The sequence below is a fragment of the Cyanobium sp. A1C-AMD genome (genome assembly GCF_024346495.1).
GTDB lineage: Bacteria > Cyanobacteriota > Cyanobacteriia > PCC-6307 > Cyanobiaceae > Cyanobium_A > Cyanobium_A usitatum.
Genome location: NZ_JAGQDB010000071.1, coordinates 1 through 12,095 on the forward strand (window position 1 = coordinate 1; position 12,095 = coordinate 12,095).

The 12,095-nt window shown below is 61.1% G+C and carries 14 protein-coding genes; 2 read left to right on the plus strand and 12 right to left on the minus strand.

What is annotated here, in order from left to right:
• From KBY74_RS10985 to KBY74_RS11020, 7 genes are all read right to left on the minus strand, one after another.
• Positions 1 to 879 (minus strand): calcium-binding protein (locus KBY74_RS10985; protein ID WP_315859063.1); only part of this gene is annotated, 879 nt, incomplete at its 3' end.
• A gap of 1,302 nt (positions 880 to 2,181) precedes the next feature.
• Positions 2,182 to 2,475 carry a hypothetical protein gene (locus tag KBY74_RS10995; protein WP_254942746.1) on the minus strand — a complete coding sequence of 98 codons (294 nt, stop codon included), beginning with the start codon at positions 2,473 to 2,475 and terminating at the stop codon, positions 2,182 to 2,184.
• Between the two features lie 369 nt (positions 2,476 to 2,844).
• Positions 2,845 to 3,747: a polyphosphate kinase 2 gene (ppk2, locus tag KBY74_RS11000; protein ID WP_254942747.1), complete on the minus strand. Its 903-nt coding sequence runs from the start codon at positions 3,745 to 3,747 to the stop codon at positions 2,845 to 2,847.
• An 18-nt stretch (positions 3,748 to 3,765) separates the two neighbouring features.
• Complete coding sequence (locus KBY74_RS11005; RefSeq protein ID WP_254942748.1) at positions 3,766 to 4,131, minus strand: hypothetical protein; 366 nt, start codon at positions 4,129 to 4,131, stop codon at positions 3,766 to 3,768.
• On the minus strand, positions 4,128 to 4,376 hold the full coding sequence (locus tag KBY74_RS11010; protein ID WP_254942749.1) for a hypothetical protein: 249 nt from the start codon (positions 4,374 to 4,376) through the stop codon (positions 4,128 to 4,130). Before KBY74_RS11010 ends, KBY74_RS11005 begins: the two co-directional genes overlap by 4 nt.
• Before the next feature lie 66 nt (positions 4,377 to 4,442).
• Entirely contained in the window at positions 4,443 to 5,039 is a 597-nt protein-coding gene (locus tag KBY74_RS11015) for a DUF4335 domain-containing protein (protein ID WP_254942750.1), read from the minus strand.
• Positions 5,040 to 5,058: 19 nt separating this feature from the next.
• Positions 5,059 to 5,601 (minus strand): DUF3038 domain-containing protein, encoded by a 543-nt coding sequence (locus KBY74_RS11020; RefSeq protein WP_254942751.1) that lies wholly within the window; start codon positions 5,599 to 5,601, stop codon positions 5,059 to 5,061.
• 41 nt (positions 5,602 to 5,642) lie between these two features.
• On the opposite strand from KBY74_RS11020, the gene KBY74_RS11025 reads away from it, so the two are divergent.
• The gene (locus KBY74_RS11025) at positions 5,643 to 6,167 is read left to right on the plus strand and encodes an adenine phosphoribosyltransferase (RefSeq protein WP_254942752.1); all 525 of its coding nucleotides are present in this window, start codon (positions 5,643 to 5,645) and stop codon (positions 6,165 to 6,167) included.
• Here KBY74_RS11025 and KBY74_RS11030 read toward each other — a convergent pair.
• The 5 genes from KBY74_RS11030 to dapB all read right to left on the minus strand — a co-directional run bounded on the left by KBY74_RS11030 (position 6,158) and on the right by dapB (position 9,513).
• Complete coding sequence (locus KBY74_RS11030) at positions 6,158 to 6,367, minus strand: DUF2949 domain-containing protein (protein ID WP_106633024.1); 210 nt, start codon at positions 6,365 to 6,367, stop codon at positions 6,158 to 6,160. The genes KBY74_RS11025 and KBY74_RS11030 overlap by 10 nt on opposite strands.
• Positions 6,368 to 6,395: 28 nt before the next feature.
• A complete protein-coding gene (locus KBY74_RS11035) occupies positions 6,396 to 7,568 on the minus strand; it encodes an FAD-dependent monooxygenase (protein WP_254942753.1) in 1,173 nt (390 codons plus the stop codon).
• 103 nt (positions 7,569 to 7,671) lie between these two features.
• A complete protein-coding gene (locus KBY74_RS11040) occupies positions 7,672 to 7,929 on the minus strand; it encodes a high light inducible protein (RefSeq protein ID WP_106632999.1) in 258 nt (85 codons plus the stop codon).
• 82 nt (positions 7,930 to 8,011) lie between these two features.
• Positions 8,012 to 8,659, minus strand: a complete 648-nt coding sequence (locus KBY74_RS11045) for a hypothetical protein (protein WP_106632998.1) — start codon at positions 8,657 to 8,659, stop codon at positions 8,012 to 8,014.
• Entirely contained in the window at positions 8,659 to 9,513 is an 855-nt protein-coding gene (gene dapB, locus KBY74_RS11050; RefSeq protein WP_254942754.1) for a 4-hydroxy-tetrahydrodipicolinate reductase, read from the minus strand. Before dapB ends, KBY74_RS11045 begins: the two co-directional genes overlap by 1 nt.
• A gap of 107 nt (positions 9,514 to 9,620) precedes the next feature.
• Between dapB and KBY74_RS11055 the strand changes: the two genes are divergently transcribed.
• Positions 9,621 to 12,095: magnesium chelatase subunit H (locus tag KBY74_RS11055; protein WP_254942755.1), on the plus strand; the 2,475-nt coding region annotated here is incomplete at its 3' end.

Below are 12,095 nucleotides of genomic sequence, written 5' to 3' on the forward strand. Positions count from 1 at the left end.
TTCAAAGTTTGCGCCCAGTGTGTAGGAGATCGACGACTGAACTGTGTCGATACCTTCTAATGCTTCTTCTACGACGATATCGCTGACGTTATCGACCACATAGGTGTCATCGCCAAGACCACCTACCAATTTGTCTATGCCAATGCCACCATCTAATCTGTCATTCCCATCTTCTCCAAAAATTAGGTCGACTCCTGCATTGCCAAAAAGTAAATCATTGCCAACGCCCCCGCCAATTAAATCATCGTCAGTTCCACCATCAACTGTATCGTCGCCATCTCCGCTATCTAAAATGTCGATTCCGCCAAACCCCTCTATTGCGTCATTCCCTGTTCCAGCATTAACGCAGTCCATGCCGCTTCCGCCTTTATAAATGTCCTCACCTCCTTCGAGTGCAATATTAATCACTAACACGCTATTTTCTGTTGTCACTCTGTCGTTTCCTCCGCCATAGTAGATAGTATGCTGATTCCAGATTTCGCTTAATGACTCTTGGTCGTCGGCGTCACCATTGTCGCTATATGCTATTTTTGATTCTGTGGCAAATGCCAGATAATAGTAACTTGGGATCCATGCCTTGACTGTTATGGTGACGGATTTACCGCTGTTTGAATATAGTAAGTTTGTGGTCAGTAACTTATTGAGATCTTCCGCAATAGAACTTGCTTTTGCCTGTTCTATTGCGATCAGATTCTTGTAATAGTAGTAAAGGTAGTCATTATCGTTGTACATTGCGAATGCCGCGCTAATCGCATATGATTGCGCGTCTTTAAAGGTCTGCCTGTACATGTCATTCTTTGCGAGAATGAAATTGAGTATTTCTTTGGTCTTCTCCGCAGAGGGGCGTGGAAATAAGTTCGTCAACCAGGAGATGGTCATTTCACTGTCTATCTAATTTATGCAACTCTATCGCAATGGGTCCTCGCTGTTGTTGCTTTCTCGGGTTGCGATCATTCCGCGTGCATGTATGCAATTACCGCATACCTCCCGCTTTTTCCTCCGACACCTCTTTGAACAGTTTCCGACCCGTAGACATTGCTCCAGCCGCCTTCTTCGCGAGGAGCGCCAAGGGACTCAATGGACTCCTTGACCTCACCGCCTAAGCGTGAGTAGTACAGGTGTATCTGCTTTTGTGCGATGCCTGCTGCCGCTCCTGTGCCACCTGCGACCCCCTCTGAGGAATGGGAGTTCCTGGAGTGGGATGTCCTCAAACCCTCCCGCTCCTCAAGCGTTTGTATCACCTGTCAGCACTTCCGCTACGAGGTCGGCAGGCACTGCGTCACCTTGCTGACCTGTCCGATTCATCAGGGTCTGATTCCTCAGGGCGAGCACCTGACTAAGCGGTGCTCTCAGTGGGTTGCTCGGCAGGAGGTGGCGGTTGGGTGGTGTCCTGAGGGTGTGTAAGTGCCTTGAGTGTGTCCTCATGAACACCTTCGGGAATCACCCCATGTCCTGAGTGTAAATGCCTAATAGGGTTGGGGAGTCGTCATGAGCGACGGGAAGCATGTCCCTGGCGGAGTCGAACACGCCAGGGATTTTTTTTGAACAAACCTTGCCCCTGCTCGCGCTCTGTACCAGTGCCCGACTCAAATATCCGCCTATGGCGGTGTTCGACCCATCCATAGGTTGAGGAAGCGGGCGGAGATTTCGTCCCCGTTGCTCACGCCCTGCTCCTCTCTCTTTGCTCCAATACCGATGAAGAGCGTCATTGCTTCTGGTCTGACTGGCGCTCTGGCATTCCTTGCACTGCTCGTCAGTCATGCCGCTGCTCAGCAGATGTTCCCTGCTGGCGGTAGCGGTGGGACCTCCTGCCCTGGTGGATCCAGTTATGCGGGGTCTGGGTACCGCAAGACGCGCTGACCCGCTGTCGTGCTTAGGACCATCCTGCTGTTTGTCCTAACGGCAGTCCCAGAGATTGTTGGTTGCAGGTGGGTGATGTCCTGAGGCGTGGTGAGTGGTCACATGGGATACCGATGGATGGTCTTACCTGGTTCTTGATTCCTCATTCTTCCGCCACGAAACGAGATATGGTGTTGGTGTATTTGTTGGTGTATTAGGTGTCTTAACTGGTAGATAGGTTCCAGTGCAGTCCATCTGGGTCTACCTAAAAAGGACACCCTCTCCGTTCCAATGACATCAGCAGAACCCAGCCCCGCAAGTGCTTGCAGGGCTGGTCTGGCATCAGTCATGAAGGTGGCTGAAGGGGCGGATCGCTGCGGCGGGCTCAGCGCAGGCGCGGTTGAGCTCCCTTTCTAGATTGATTATGCGCTTCTCCCTTAGGCAGTATTTGCAGCCGCCGGTGGTTTGAAGGTGCTTCTCGGGGGTGATCGAAATCTCTTTGACTGGATGCCTATTGCAGCGAATCTTGATTGGGGACTTGTAGCTCTTATAGAGGATGGCTGCGTAGTCGTATTGATCGCCAAAACGGGATCGGGCCCTTGCCAAAAACAGTTCACGACTGATTGGGTTGCCCATTTCCAGGCCAGATCGGATCAGTGAAGTTGCGGCATATTACGGGGATTGCCGCCCCAGGCCAATGCGCCGGCCCAGACCGTCACGTTGCGTGATGCGGTTCAAAAGATATGGGTTTGGCTCACTTGATCCCATCTTTTCTAGGCTGCTCCTGAGCGCCACGAAGGGAGTGGTGATCAGGCAGGGAGCAATCCCTGCTTTTTTATGGCCTACAAATTCCTGTGGTGCGAATCTGGGGACTACCAACCCAGCCTGGCTGTTCATGGCCCCAGAGAGTCCCCAGCGTCCCCCCTGGCTGAATTGGTTGTTTCTAGTGGCGTTCCTGTGGAGCTCCTACCAGCTGGCTGGCCTCTGGTTTGCGCGCCTACACGGCTAGGGATATTGGTTTGGCACGAAGAACTGCTCGTTGCGTGGCGGACGGGCCGTGCCCTTAGGTGGCTTGCGGGGCGGCAGCTTGATAGCTGGCGGTGTCATGTCTTCGTAGGGGACCTTACTGAGCAGGTGGTGAATGCAATTGAGGCGGGCGCGGCGTTTATCGTCTGCCTCCACGGTGAACCAAGGCGCCTCGGGGATGTTGGTGTGAGAAAACATCAGATCTTTAGCGGCTGAAAAGCTTTCCCACTTGTTGCGGGCCTCCAAGTCCATCGGACTGAGCTTCCAGCGGCGGGTGGGATCGTCGATACGGGCCTGGAAGCGGCTTTCCTGCTCCGCATCGCTCACTGAAAACCAATATTTGAGCAGCACGATTCCAGAGCGCACCACCATCCGCTCAAATTCCGGGCAGCTCTGCAGAAACTCCTCCGTTTGGGCTGGTGTGCAGAAGCCCATTACCGATTCCACCCCAGCCCGGTTGTACCAGCTGCGATCAAATACGACGATCTCCCCAGCGGAAGGGAAGTGTTCGACGTAGCGCTGGAAGTACCACTGGGTTTTCTGTTGATCAGAGGGGGTGCCCAAGGCCACCACCCGGCAGCCGCGGGGGTTGAGCGGTTCGGTGATTCGTTTGATCGTGCCGCCCTTACCGGCCGCATCCCTGCCTTCGAACAGCACGATCAGTCGAAAGCCCGAGGCCTTTAGCCAGTACTGCATTTTCACCAGCTCCACCTGCAGCCTGGTGAGCTCTTTCTCGTAAACCTTGCGATCTAGCCGGCCCCCATTGCTGGCCAGGTCTTCCAGCAAAGGCGATGGGTAGTAGCGATCGCTGAGGGGGCCAAAATGGGGTGGTTGGGTCTTGCTCGAGTTGCTGCCTTTATCATTTTTCTTGTGTTTTCCCATTGCTGAGAGTCTCCAGACCTAGTTGCGGCGGCTGGGCTGGGGCCATAGAGCTCGCACCAGGCGGATGATCCCTGCAACCACCAGGCCCAGGGCCGCAATGGCCGCCAGCACCAGAAGCACCACCGCCAGCAATTGCACAAGTCCCCAAAGCGCCTGCTGCACCCCGCCGATCAGGTTGGCTAGGGCGGTGCTCAGCACCAAAAAGGTGTCGAAGCGCTCCGGTAACTGCAGCAAGGCCAGCATCAGCCCGGCGCCGGCAGCGCCCAGCAGCAGGGCGATAGCGGCCTGACGCCAGCGGGCCGGGCGGTGGCGGCGGGGAAATACCCGTCGTGTCGACGCGCCTGTGGTAGGCAATTGCAGGGCGCGGGTACGGGGGGAGGTCATACCTCGAGGACGTAACCGGCACCGCGCATCCAGCGCTCGAATTCCATCAGCACCAACTCGTTGGGGCAGTCGATCAAGGAGAGATCTTCCACGGTGCAATCCCCCTGGCCGCCGTGATGCAGGGAGATGCGGAAGTCGTCGCCGCTGAGCCCGCAAACCTCCGGATCACTGCGCACGACCACATCGAGGGAGGCCCCAAGTCGAGCCACCCGAATCCGCAATTCCGACCAGGTCAGTGCCGCCATGGACCCAATTCAAACTCTCTCATCGATACCCAAGTGTGACCAGCTAGCCGGCTACGTCAATAGCGACTACTTAGCCTGGGCGGCAGCTGGACGCTGCGTTGGCTCGAGCCCGGGCTTGGGTTCTGGTATCAGCAGCCCTAACCCGGAGGCCACGGCCACAGCTAGGAGCCCTGCCAGCGGGGCTGCAAGGCGCTGGGCAAGGGGGCGGCGTTCCAGCAGCTCGCGGCCCTTCAGGGGCATGGGCTCAGGCAGCTCCAGGGGCAACTGCAGCCGCGAATCGAGGCGCAATTGATCCAGCACCCGCACCAGATCGGCCAGCTCGGCATCATCGAGATTGAGCTGCAGCGGGGGCGTGTCTGGCTGGCTACTGCGCAGCAGCAGGCCATGGCCGCCCTCTGGCCCCGGAGCTATCTCCACCGGCTCGGGATCGGCGCCAAAGCGACGCGGCACACCGCTTATCAGGTAGCGGGCGTAGGGCAGCACCACCTGCATCAGGGCTAGCAGGTGCTCCTTGCGACCCTCAAGCTCGGGGCGACCGGCCCAAGCCAAGCTCCAGCCCGTGATGATGCCGAGGTTCTGGCCGCTCTGGCCGACCGACACATCCGGCAGACCCTCCACCTTGAGGCGGCAGCTGAGTTGGTCGAACTGCAGTACTTGCTTCATTGCAGGCTCTGGGTCTGGATCATGGCTGGGCATCCAGCAGGCTGGCGCGCAGCCGCTCAAAACCGCCAACCCCGGAGCCCAGGGCCAGGGCCTGGATCAGCAGCCGCGACTCGCGGGCACCTGACTCGGGATCGAGCAACAGTTGCACGCCACCACGACGGAGGTTCATGCGCTGGCGTACCAGATCGGCCAGGCGGCTGCGGAATAGGTTCCAACGCTCGCTGAGCACTTCAGGCGGCTCGGCGCTGGAGAGCAGGCCGCGCAGCAGGGGGTAGAGGCGGTCTGCCAAGGCGCAAAGAATGCGGATCAGGGCGTCGGTTTCAGCTGGCTCCAGACCTTCGCGGCGAGTGGTGCGGCGCAGGGGGTTGGTGCAGCGGCGTTTCCACAGTTCCACCCGGTTTGGGAAGAGGGTGGTGAAGCCCATCTGCTCGCTCATCCACACCATTGCCTCACCGCCGTTGAGGTCGAGGGCCTCGGCGCTGAGCAACAGCAGGTCGAGGCGTTCGAGGCCGCGGCGGGGAAGCCGGGCGGCCGATTCAGGAGCGAATGAATCAAGGGGCATGGCTGCGATGATGCCAGCAAGTGCACCCAACCGTCACGTTCATGGCCCCAGACCTGCGGGAATTTGTGCGCGATGTGCCTGATTTTCCCAAGCCCGGCATCCTGTTTCGCGACCTCACGCCGCTGATGCGCGACCCGGACGGCTGGCAGGAAGTGATCCGTCAGCTGAGCGCAGTGTGCGAGCGGCTGCAGCCCGACCTGATCGTGGGCATTGAGTCGCGGGGCTTCATCGTGGGCACAGCCCTTGCCACCGCCGTGCGATTGGGTTTTGTGCCAGTGCGCAAGCCCGGCAAGTTGCCCGGTCAAGTTACGGGTGTGGACTACGCCCTCGAATACGGCAGCGACCGGCTGGAAATCCACAGCGATGCCCTGGCCGATGGATCCAAGGTGCTGATCATCGACGATCTGCTGGCCACCGGCGGCACCGCGGCGGCCTGCGCCGAGCTGGTGGCTGCGGCTGGTGGTGAACTGTGCGGCTTCGGCTTTGTGGCCGAACTGGCGGCCCTGGAAGGGCGCCGCAAGCTGCCTGAAGATCAGCCCGTGGAGTCGCTGATCATCTATTCCTGATCCTGCCAACTCAGCAGGGCATCGAACTGCTCCAGGCTGATCAGCCCGAAGCGCCACAGCACCACCGGCAGGGGCGCTTGCTCCTGCTGGGCCTGGCGCAATCCCAGGGCCAGGGCGCTCTCGCTCAGTCCGAATTGATTGCGCAGCAGACGCAGCAGCGCCGCCGAAGGCGGCGGTTGGGAACTGGTGCTGATCACCATGCATGCGGCCCCGAATAGCCCATGCTGATCAGCGGCGCAGCAGCTGGCAAGGGCCATCGGTCATGGCGGACAGGCTGAGCTGGCGCAGGGGAGCAAGCTTGGCCAGCAGCAGCAGGGCCAGGTGGCGCAGGGGCATCAGCAGGGGCGAGCGATTTGAGAAAAGCCGCACCAGCAGATCGGTAGCCAGCAGGGTGAGCAGCAAATCCGGCCAACGACGCCTTGAGTAAGCCGCCGGTAAGCGGTGCACCGCCAGCCGACCAGCCGCTGCCCGCCGGGCCAGGCGATGCAGGGTGGCCACATCGCGCCAGCAGAGATTTAGCCCCTGGCCGCCCACTGGATGGCAGCGGTGACCGCTCTCTCCCACCAGCACCGTATGGCCGCGGTGCAGGCTCCGGGCCAGCAGCAGGGCCACCGGGAAGGCGCGCGGATCGTCAAGCAGGGCATCGGGCTGCAGCTGGTCTGGCAGGGCCCCGGCCAGGGCATCAAGGAAGGCTGAATCGCCAAGGCTTTCAAGCTGGCGGCAGCGCTGGGCTGGGGCACTCCAAACCACCTGGAACAGGCCATCGCCTAGGGGCAGCACCGCAAAGGGCCCCTCGGGCCGCAGCAGCTCCCAGGCCTGGTCGTCGGCACTGCCGCGGAGTTGCACCAGTGCCGTGAGGCAGTTTTGGCGATAGGCCCACTGCAACACGCCAATGCCGAGGGCCTCCCGGCTGGGGGAGTGGGGGCCGTCGGCCGCCACGATCAGGTCGTACGGCGGCTGCTTGGCTGCAGCGTGCGGCGGCGGCGTGCCCAACTCCAGGGTGATGGCGGGATGGGCGCCCAGGCGCTCCAGCAGCAGGGTCATCAGCGGCCGGTGCTGTCCCACCCAGCCCACGGCCGCCGCCGGTGCCGCCGCCCGCAGCGAGCCCAGATCCGCCAAGCAGAAAGGCACCTGGCGCTGGGTGGCCAGATCAAGGAGCTGCAGGGAGCGGAAGGGCACCAGCAACGCCTGCACGGCTGACCACAGCCCCAGCTGCTCCAGCAGGCGCTGGCTGGAATGGGTGAAGGCATAGGCGCGGCTGCGCTCGAGCAGCACAGCGGCGGGCAGGGGATCGCTGATCTGCACCTGCCAGCCAGCGTCCGCCAGGGCAAGGGCCGTGAGGGCACCGGTGGGGCCCGCCCCATTCACTAGGGCCCGCAGAACCGGTTTGGACTCGACCATGGCGATGGAGGATCAGCCCGGGGATCGGGCACAAAAAAGCCGCAGCTGTGGAGCTGCGGCAATTGGTGTAGCAAAGGCTCAGGCTGTTGCGAGAGCGGGCAGATCAGCCGATGCCAAGCAGGCCGCGGGTGAAGGACTCACCACCCAGGGCGTATTCAGTGGCAAGCAGGGCGATGAAGCCGAGCATGGCCATACGACCATTGAGCTTCTCGGCGCGCTCGTGGAATCCCCAGCCGCTTTCGGTTGACACCACTTCCATGCGGGGCTCGGTGGCAAAAGCATTGAGGCGGCCGCCGTCTTCAGTAGTAACTGTGGCGCCGCGGATGGTGGCAGCTTCGATCGAGGGAGTGATCTGAGTCATGGAAACCTGACGCGTGCTTTCCGCAAGTGTAACGCAATATTGCAGCTTGTAACTGCTGCCCCGAGAAAATGCTGCGCCTGGATCAGCGGAAACGCTTCAGGCAGAGCTCCTCAAAGGCCGGTCGTAGCAGGAAGGGGTATTCACCAACCCAAAGCTTGAGCTGGGGCAGCCAGGCGTCGCTGATCGCCCCTATTTGAGAAAAATCCTTGCGCTCGCTCAGCACCAACACCCGCACCACCATGCCGGCACGAATCTGCTGGTGTTTTTTTTCAAAGGGGAAGCGCACCTTGCCGAGATAGCCCTCCTCGTCCTCAAGCTCGAGGGTGAGCCAGGTGCGGCGGTTTTCCACCAGCTCTAGGCGGCCGTCGTTGTTGGCCTGTTCGCGGCGCTCCTCAACGATTTCGCGGGTATATAAATCGACTATCTGGCCTTCAAACAGGGCTGCAGCCGGATAGCGGCGCAGGGTGGAATTTTTCTGGCCCGCCTCGAGGATCGGTCCCCAGAGCAGGTAGAGGGCGAACACAAAGCCCACCACCAGGAATACCGGGCCGAACTGGCTGGAGAACAGGAGGGTTTGGCTGATTAACAGGGCAATCACCGCGCCGATCACCGAGATCAGAACCCGCTGCAGCACCTTGCGGGGATTGCCGGTGCAGGCGTTGAACTGGGGGCCGGTGGCCACCGCTGGGATCAGGCGCAGCAGCTCGCCGGGGCGCAGGGGAAGCAGCATCAGATCAGACGCTCCAGGCCATACACCAGGCCACCCAGCTGGCGCACCTTGCGCACGGTGAGCAGCACACCGGGCATGTAGGCGGAGCGCTCGATCGTGTCGTGGCGCAGGGTGTAAGTCTCGCCGGGAGCACCAAACATCACCTCTTGGTGGGCCACCAGACCCGGCAAGCGGATCGAGTGCAGGCGCAGGCCGCTGTCGCGCTGGCCACCGCGGCAGCCCGCCAGGGTTTCGTGCTCTTGCACCTGATGGGGGTTGAAGGATTTACCCAGCTCCTCGATCAGCTCGGCGGTTTTGATGCAGGTGCCGCTAGGGGCATCGGCCTTGCGGTTGTGGTGCAGTTCGGTGAGCTCGGCGAAGTCGTAGAAGCGGGCGGCGGCGGCGGCGGCCTGCTGCAGCAGCACCATACCAACCGAAAAATTGGGGATCACGGCCCCGCCCATACTCGCCTTCTGGGCGAAGCCGGCCAGATCAGCCAGCTGACCGGGCGAGAGGCCCGTAGTGCCGATCACCGGGTGCACGCCGTAGGCGATCGAGGCGCGGGTGTGCTCATAGACAACCGAGGGGTGGGTGAAATCCACCAGCACGGCAGCGCCGCCCTGCCGTGCCGCCTGGCTGGCTTGGCAAAGGGCCCCTTCGAAATCGCTGGTGATCGCCAGCTCCAGTTCGCCTAGGCCGAGCTCCAAGCCCAGATCAGCACCCTCTTTGTCAGGGGTGGTATCGATGGCGGCCACCAGGGCGCAATCGGGGGCCGCAAGCACGGCCCGCACCACCTCGGCGCCCATGCGACCCAGGGCACCGGCCACCACCACGGGGATGGGTGCCCCAGAGGCCGGATCGGGTGCAGGAGCCATGGTGTTGGTGAAGCGCTGGCAGCGAGCCTATGCGGCGCGTGCGGGGCCAGACCTCGCATCAAGGCGGATACATCCGTAGATTCCCCAATGACCCCTTATTCGTGCTGATGTTCACGCAGGTTCGCTCCACCAACCGCCGCGTTACGCCCGGCGACGTGAACGGCCGTGCCGTGATGAAAGCCGTTTATGTGGTGCTCGAACCCCAGTATCAAAACGCCCTTACCCAGGCCGCCAACTCGCTCAATGCCCAGAACGGCCCCCTGGCGATCGAACTGAGTGGCTACCTGATTGAGGAATTGCGCGACCCCCAGAACTACGTCGATTTCCAGGCGGACGTGGCTGCAGCGGATGTGTTTATCGCTTCGCTGATCTTCATTGAAGATCTGGCCCAGAAGGTGGTGGAAGCAGTGGCACCGCACCGCGACCGGCTCAAGGCAGCAGTGGTGTTTCCCTCCATGCCGGAGGTGATGCGGCTAAACAAGCTCGGCACCTTCTCGATGGCCCAGCTGGGCCAGAGCAAGAGCGCCATCGCCAGCTTCATGAAAAAGCGCAAGGAGGCGGGCGGAGCTGGCTTCCAAGACGCGATGTTGAAGCTGCTCAACACCTTGCCGACGGTTCTGAAATACTTGCCGGTGGAGAAGGCGCAAGATGCGCGCTCTTTCATGCTGAGCTTCCAGTATTGGCTGGGCGGCACGCCAGACAATCTCAGGAATTTTCTGTTGATGCTGGCCGACAAATACGTCTTTCCCCGTGGCGGCTCTGGAGAAGCGGGGGACCGCGCTGCAGTGGTTGTGGCAGAGCCCGAGGTATTTCCAGACCTGGGTATCTGGCACCCGCTAGCACCGGGAATGTTTGAAGATCTGAAGGAATATCTAAATTGGAATTCCAGCCGCGGCGATCTCAGCGAGCAGGCCCGCAATGGCCCGGTGATCGGCCTAGTGCTGCAGCGCAGCCACATCGTCACCGGCGATGAAGCTCACTATGTGGCGATCATTCAGGAGCTGGAATATCGCGGCGCCACCGTGATTCCGGTGTTCTGCGGTGGGCTCGATTTCACGAAGCCGGTGAATGCCTTCTTCTACGACCCGCTCAACCCCGACTTCCCATTGGTGGATGGGGTGGTGTCACTGACGGGCTTTGCCCTGGTGGGTGGACCAGCCCGCCAGGACCACCCCAAGGCAATTGAGGTGCTTAAAAAGCTGAATCGCCCATACATGGTGGCGTTGCCATTGGTGTTCCAAACCACCCAAGAGTGGGAGGAGAGCGATCTCGGTCTGCACCCAGTGCAGGTGGCCCTGCAGATCGCCATCCCCGAACTCGATGGCGCCATCGAGCCAATCGTGCTCAGTGGCCGCGACGACGCCACCGGTAAAGCCCACACCCTGCAAGACCGGGTTGAGGCGATCGCCGAGCGCGCAATTCGCTGGGCCTCCTTGCGGATCAAGCCCCGGGCTGAAAAGAAGCTGGCGATCACCGTATTCAGCTTCCCCCCTGATAAGGGCAACGTCGGCACGGCGGCCTACCTGGATGTATTCGGCTCGATCTTCAGGGTGCTGGAGGAGATGCAGCTCAAGGGCTACGACGTGCAGAACATGCCGCGCACGCCCAAGGCGCTGATGGAGGCGGTGATCAATGATCCTGAAGCTCTTCAGGGGGCACCGGAACTCTCCATCGCCCACCGCATGAGCGTGGAGGAATACGAGCGGCTCACCCCTTATTCCGAGCGCCTTGAGGAAAACTGGGGCAAGCCCCCCGGCAACCTGAACAGCGACGGCACCAATCTGCTGATCTACGGCCGCCACTTCGGCAACGTGTTTGTGGGTGTGCAGCCCACTTTTGGCTACGAGGGCGACCCGATGCGGCTGCTCTATTCCCGCAGTGCTAGTCCCCACCACGGCTTTGCCGCCTACTACACCTATTTGGAGAAGGTGTGGCAGGCCGATGCGGTGCTGCACTTCGGCACCCACGGCTCGCTGGAGTTCATGCCTGGCAAGCAGATGGGAATGAGCGAAACCTGCTATCCCGATTCCCTAATCGGCGCCCTACCAAATCTTTATTACTACGCCGCCAACAACCCTTCAGAAGCCACCATCGCCAAGCGGCGTGGCTACGCCTCCACAATCAGCTACCTCACACCGCCGGCTGAAAATGCCGGCCTCTATCGGGGCCTCAAGGAACTAGGCGAGCTGGTGGGCAGCTACCAGCAACTGCGCGAAGGCAGCCGTGGTGTGCAGATCGTCAACGCGATCGTGGAAACGGCGCGCCAGTGCAACCTCGACAAAGACGTGGTGCTGCCCGAAGCCGATGCCTCTGAGATCGGCCTCGACGGCCGCGATGGCGTGGTGGGTGCGGTGTACCGCCAGCTGATGGAGATCGAAAGCCGGCTGCTGCCCTGCGGCCTGCACACGATCGGTAAACCACCAACTGCCGAGGAGGCAATCGCGACCCTGGTCAACATTGCTGCGCTCGAGCGCGAGGAAGATGGCCTACGCTCCCTGCCGGCCCTGCTGGCCGAGAGCCGGGGCCGCACGATTGCGGACATCTACAAAGGCAACGACGACGGTGTGCTCGTCGATGTGGAG

What these genes read in the sequence shown, in the direction of transcription:
- KBY74_RS11045 (WP_106632998.1), bottom strand. Translation starts at nt 8,659, where the DNA reads ATGCTGCTTCCCCTGCGCCCCGGCGAGCTGCTGCGCCTGATCCCAGCG.
- KBY74_RS11005 (WP_254942748.1), bottom strand. Translation starts at nt 4,131, where the DNA reads ATGACCTCCCCCCGTACCCGCGCCCTGCAATTGCCTACCACAGGCGCG.
- KBY74_RS11015 (WP_254942750.1), bottom strand. Translation starts at nt 5,039, where the DNA reads ATGAAGCAAGTACTGCAGTTCGACCAACTCAGCTGCCGCCTCAAGGTG.
- KBY74_RS11010 (WP_254942749.1), bottom strand. Translation starts at nt 4,376, where the DNA reads ATGGCGGCACTGACCTGGTCGGAATTGCGGATTCGGGTGGCTCGACTT.
- KBY74_RS11035 (WP_254942753.1), bottom strand. Translation starts at nt 7,568, where the DNA reads ATGGTCGAGTCCAAACCGGTTCTGCGGGCCCTAGTGAATGGGGCGGGC.
- KBY74_RS11020 (WP_254942751.1), bottom strand. Translation starts at nt 5,601, where the DNA reads ATGCCCCTTGATTCATTCGCTCCTGAATCGGCCGCCCGGCTTCCCCGC.
- KBY74_RS10995 (WP_254942746.1), bottom strand. Translation starts at nt 2,475, where the DNA reads ATGGGCAACCCAATCAGTCGTGAACTGTTTTTGGCAAGGGCCCGATCC.
- dapB (WP_254942754.1), bottom strand. Translation starts at nt 9,513, where the DNA reads ATGGCTCCTGCACCCGATCCGGCCTCTGGGGCACCCATCCCCGTGGTG.
- KBY74_RS11040 (WP_106632999.1), bottom strand. Translation starts at nt 7,929, where the DNA reads ATGACTCAGATCACTCCCTCGATCGAAGCTGCCACCATCCGCGGCGCC.
- KBY74_RS11030 (WP_106633024.1), bottom strand. Translation starts at nt 6,367, where the DNA reads ATGGTGATCAGCACCAGTTCCCAACCGCCGCCTTCGGCGGCGCTGCTG.
- KBY74_RS11025 (WP_254942752.1), top strand. Translation starts at nt 5,643, where the DNA reads ATGGCCCCAGACCTGCGGGAATTTGTGCGCGATGTGCCTGATTTTCCC.
- ppk2 (WP_254942747.1), bottom strand. Translation starts at nt 3,747, where the DNA reads ATGGGAAAACACAAGAAAAATGATAAAGGCAGCAACTCGAGCAAGACC.